The organism is Limnohabitans sp. (assembly GCF_044361985.1).
Taxonomy (GTDB): domain Bacteria; phylum Pseudomonadota; class Gammaproteobacteria; order Burkholderiales; family Burkholderiaceae_C; genus Limnohabitans_A.
Window position 1 is genome coordinate 1 of the sequence record NZ_JBIKHV010000148.1, and the last position, 4,049, is coordinate 4,049.

Consider the following 4,049-nt stretch of genomic DNA (forward strand, 5'->3'; position numbering starts at 1 on the left):
CAGGCGGCCACGAGCGTGGCAGCGAGGTTTTTATACATGGTAGTCCTCTACATGGCCCCGAAGATTGAACAAAACAAAGCCCGCCGGGGCGGCGGGCTTCGAATGTGATTTTACATGGCCGCTTTATCCGGATCAGTCAGCCGCCTCATCTAAAGCTCAGAGCAAATCATGAGAACAGGACGGCGTGTGAAAAAAACCTCAGACTCGCACTTGCTGGTCCAACGCTTTACTCCAATGCAGAACCTCCACGCTCTGGCGCAGTCCACAAGTCCAAAAGGGGTCGGTCTGCATCAGTTGATGAACACGGTCCTTGGACTCGGCCTCCACGATCCACAAACCACCTTTGGGCACCTGCCCTAACTGCTCACGCAAGCTACCCGCCACACGCACTTGCTCTTGATGTGCTGCCACCCAATCCATGTGGGCCTGCAAATGCGTGGCACGCAAAGCGCCTTGGTCGGGACGGTCAGTGAACAAAACGGCAAACAACATGTTCAATCCTCCATGATTCAAACCCTGGGCATACACCCAGTTCTCAAGGCATGAGCCCAATCCGGTCGTGCACGCTTGTCGGCCAAAATCGCCATGGATTCATGGTCATACGCCACGCTGATCAACTCACAATGCCATTCCCCACCCGATTTTTCGACCACCGCATAACGCGCATCGGGGCTGCCGTTCTCTATGCGATGGAACTTGGACAAAGGGTAAGGGTGATCGTCATCGTAAGCAGGCAAACCGACGCTACCCGGGTTGACGATGAGCAGCTTGGATCTCAAACGAACCGCCCTGGGAACGTGACTGTGACCGCAGGCCAGTAAGGTGATGCTTTCCGGTATGAGCCCCGCCAAACGCGCTTCAATTTCTGTCACGTTCGCCAATCGGGCAGACTCGCTTTCGGGTGTTTCCAACAAGTATTCGATATCGCTGCGAGGACTGCTGTGACACAGTGCCACATCATGGCCCAATCGTTCAGGCCAAATTTTTGCGTTGTGCAGCCGAGGGTCCGCTGGGTCAGCGTGCAACGCCAACCAATTTTTAACAAACGGATTCAATTGACCCGATGTGTATGCATCCGACAAATTTTGACGCTCGATGGGTAAGCGCAACACCTGCCGTTCATGGTTACCTGCGACATGCAGCCATGGCAAATTCTTAAGTCGGTCTGCAGTTTCAAGTGGCAGCAATGGGCCGCTCAAGCTGTCACCCAAATTCACCACACACTGAATTTTCCGGTGGCTCATGTCGGCAATCACTGCGTCCAAAGCAGCCAAATTGCCATGAATATCTGAAACAAAGGCCAAACGCATCACGGTTCTCCGAGGTGTTTTTTTAACCCTGCCCAACAAGCAAGCGCCGACCTGCTTGAGTCAGTCTGTATTTTTGGAGTCGGCTGTTGGGTTTGCTCGGAATTGTCATTTCAATCAACTGACGGGAAACCGCTGCTTGTTGGTAATGAATTCGGAAATGCTTTGTATTTCGCAAGCCCAAAGCGACCATGATTTCGGCGCGCGTCATCTCGCCATCGATGGCCGCTAGCATCCTGAAAATTTCAGGGGTGACTTGGGGGGTGACTTGGGGGGTGACTTGGGGGGTGACTTGGGGGGTGACTTGGGCTTGGACTTGTTCGCTCTGCCCCTGCCCCGCCCTGAGCACCATCAAATATGCGGGGTCAAATGGGAACTCCATCCACATGTCAAAGGGTTGATAACGCAGCACGGGCTTGGGCGTGCCCGCCGCCGCGCATGCCGCAAAAATGCGCTCCACCCCACGGCCCCAAGCCTCGATCTCACCCGCCCTGAAAAAGGCATTTGCAATGGCCGGGTTATAAGGGCTGGACGAATGTGCGCCCAGCAGTGTGTCCAAGGTCCAGCCTTCGGTCAAGACCGCAGGGTTCCAGATGCGCAAGCGGTTTTCGTAAACCCGTATCTGGACCGGCGCGGTCACTGCATAGTCGCGGTGCACCAGCGCATTCAGCAGTGCCTCGCGCAGCGCGGCGCGCGGCACTGGAAAGGTCTCTACCCGCACAATGCCGTCGTAAGAAATGACCGCCTTCAGGTATTTGGTCAGCAGCAGGTCCAGCGAGTTCTTAACTTGGTGGAACAAATCGCCTTCGACCTCGTCGTGGTAAAGCAACTCGGTCTCTGACTCAAAATAACCCACCTTCACAAAAGCTCCCATCACAAAACGTTGGGGGTCTGCGGCAAACAACAAGGCTGTAGCGCGTTGGTAATACGCCCCCTCTTTCAGGCGCAGCTTGTCAAGCAAGTTGACATCGCTCTCGGCCATTGTCTCTGCATCCAGCCGCCCGCTGCGCAGGGCCAGCTTGCGAAACCGCGCCATGGCTGGTGCCGACACATCGGCCAAGCTGAACTGGGGCAGCGGCACACCGTCCCAAGTGCGGCCATGGCGCCCCAACAGAAAGCGGTCCAGGGCCGCGCCTTTGAGCTCTTGCAGCGTGCTGCCGCTGCGCATGTAGTAGTGGCCACGGTAGCTGATCGGGTTGGAATAGGCCTGAACCACCAACTCGATGTAGGGCAAATCACCTTCGGCATGCAGGTTAACGTCCACCACGATGCCCAACAAATCGCGCACCTTGTTTGGCAAGTCTTCCAGTAGCTTGGCCGAACCGGACAAGCCCACCACTTGCCCCTTGTCATTCACCCCAAGCAGCAAGCGGCCGCCTTGTGCATTGGCAAATCCACAAACCCAGCGCAGATAGTCATCGCGCCAGGTTTCTTTCCATTCTGTGTGCTGGGATTCTTGCTTGAGCATCTCGCCATTTTGACAGGCAAAAACTCAATCTTGCTCCGCAAACCCCAGGAAACACGCTTTCAGCTCGTGCATCCAGCGGTGCTTGTCTGCCTCGGGTGCAAAGCTCGCCTCGATGCTGTTGGCGGCCAATTTGTAGGCTTGTTGCGCGTTCAAATGCAAAGCCGCAAAAGTCTGCAGGTAGTTGTCGTTCAGGTAGCCGCCAAAGTAGGCGGGGTCGTCCGAGTTGATCGTCACGCACAGGCCAGCCTCCAGCATCTGGCCCAGGTTGTGATCGGCCAGGCTGTTGAACACACACAACTTGAGGTTGGACAGCGGGCAGACGGTGAGTGGCGTCTGCTCATCGGCCAGCCGCTTCATGAGGGCTGCATCGTGGATGGCTTGCACGCCGTGGTCGATGCGTTCCACTTTCAAAACATCGAGGGCACTCCAGATGTAGGCGGGTGGTCCCTCCTCGCCCGCATGGGCGACGACATGCAAACCCAGCTCACGGGCACGCGCAAAAACGCGGGCAAACTTCTCTGGCGGGTGACCCACTTCGCTGGAATCAAGACCCACGCCAATGAAGTGATCGCGCCAAGGCATGGCTTCTTCCAGCGTGGCCAAGGCATCTTCTTCAGACAGGTGGCGCAAAAAACACAAGATCAAATCAGCGCTGATGTTCAGCTGCGTTTGCGCATCGCGACAAGCGCGGCGCAGGCCTTCGATCACGCTGGCCATGGGCACACCCCGAGTCGTGTGGGTTTGTGGGTCAAAAAACAGCTCGGCCCGCACCACATGGTCGGCCTTTGCTTTCAAAAAATACGCCCACGCCATGTCGTAAAAATCTTGCTCATGAAGCAGCACGCTGGCGCCGGCGTAGTAAAGGTCCAGAAAGCTTTGCAAGTCGGTGAATGCATAGGCATTGCGCAGCGCCTGCACGTCGGCATAAGGCAAGCTCACGCCGTTGCGCTGGGCCAGGGAAAAGATCAATTCGGGCTCAAGCGAGCCTTCGATGTGGATGTGCAACTCGGCCTTGGGCATGACGCACAACAACTCGGATAAGCGTTCCGGGGGCACAGCATGGACTTTGAACATGTTCATTCTTTAAAAAAATAGGCGCAGATGGTGGCTTCATCCAGTTGCGCAAAAAGGGCGTTGTGCCGATCTGTCAAAGGCCCATGGCCTGGCATCACTTGGCCTTCAGGTCCATAACCCATGGCCTTGAACTTCCATTGGCCGTTGATCCACTTGAAGTTGCCCACGTGCAGCCCATTGCCATCGTGCAGGGCGTAGGA

Annotated in this window: 5 protein-coding genes; all 5 read right to left on the reverse strand. The window is 56.2% G+C overall.

What is annotated here, in order from left to right; all coding sequences use genetic code 11:
* Positions 1 to 198: 198 nt before the first annotated feature.
* Positions 199 to 492, reverse strand: coding sequence for a YciI family protein (locus tag ACIQ3A_RS14140; RefSeq protein ID WP_396432361.1), 294 nt, complete (start codon positions 490 to 492; stop codon positions 199 to 201).
* A 17-nt stretch (positions 493 to 509) separates the two neighbouring features.
* Positions 510 to 1,310: a metallophosphoesterase family protein gene (locus tag ACIQ3A_RS14145; protein ID WP_396432362.1), complete on the reverse strand. Its 801-nt coding sequence runs from the start codon at positions 1,308 to 1,310 to the stop codon at positions 510 to 512.
* A 22-nt stretch (positions 1,311 to 1,332) separates the two neighbouring features.
* Positions 1,333 to 2,775: a Fic family protein gene (locus ACIQ3A_RS14150; protein WP_396432363.1), complete on the reverse strand. Its 1,443-nt coding sequence runs from the start codon at positions 2,773 to 2,775 to the stop codon at positions 1,333 to 1,335.
* Between the two features lie 24 nt (positions 2,776 to 2,799).
* Complete coding sequence (locus ACIQ3A_RS14155) at positions 2,800 to 3,849, reverse strand: adenosine deaminase (protein ID WP_396432364.1); 1,050 nt, start codon at positions 3,847 to 3,849, stop codon at positions 2,800 to 2,802.
* 2 nt (positions 3,850 to 3,851) lie between these two features.
* Positions 3,852 to 4,049 (reverse strand): hypothetical protein (locus tag ACIQ3A_RS14160; protein ID WP_396432365.1); only part of this gene is annotated, 198 nt, incomplete at its 5' end.

What these genes read in the sequence shown, in the direction of transcription:
- ACIQ3A_RS14140 (WP_396432361.1), bottom strand. Translation starts at nt 492, where the DNA reads ATGTTGTTTGCCGTTTTGTTCACTGACCGTCCCGACCAAGGCGCTTTG.
- ACIQ3A_RS14150 (WP_396432363.1), bottom strand. Translation starts at nt 2,775, where the DNA reads ATGCTCAAGCAAGAATCCCAGCACACAGAATGGAAAGAAACCTGGCGC.
- ACIQ3A_RS14145 (WP_396432362.1), bottom strand. Translation starts at nt 1,310, where the DNA reads ATGCGTTTGGCCTTTGTTTCAGATATTCATGGCAATTTGGCTGCTTTG.
- ACIQ3A_RS14155 (WP_396432364.1), bottom strand. Translation starts at nt 3,849, where the DNA reads ATGTTCAAAGTCCATGCTGTGCCCCCGGAACGCTTATCCGAGTTGTTG.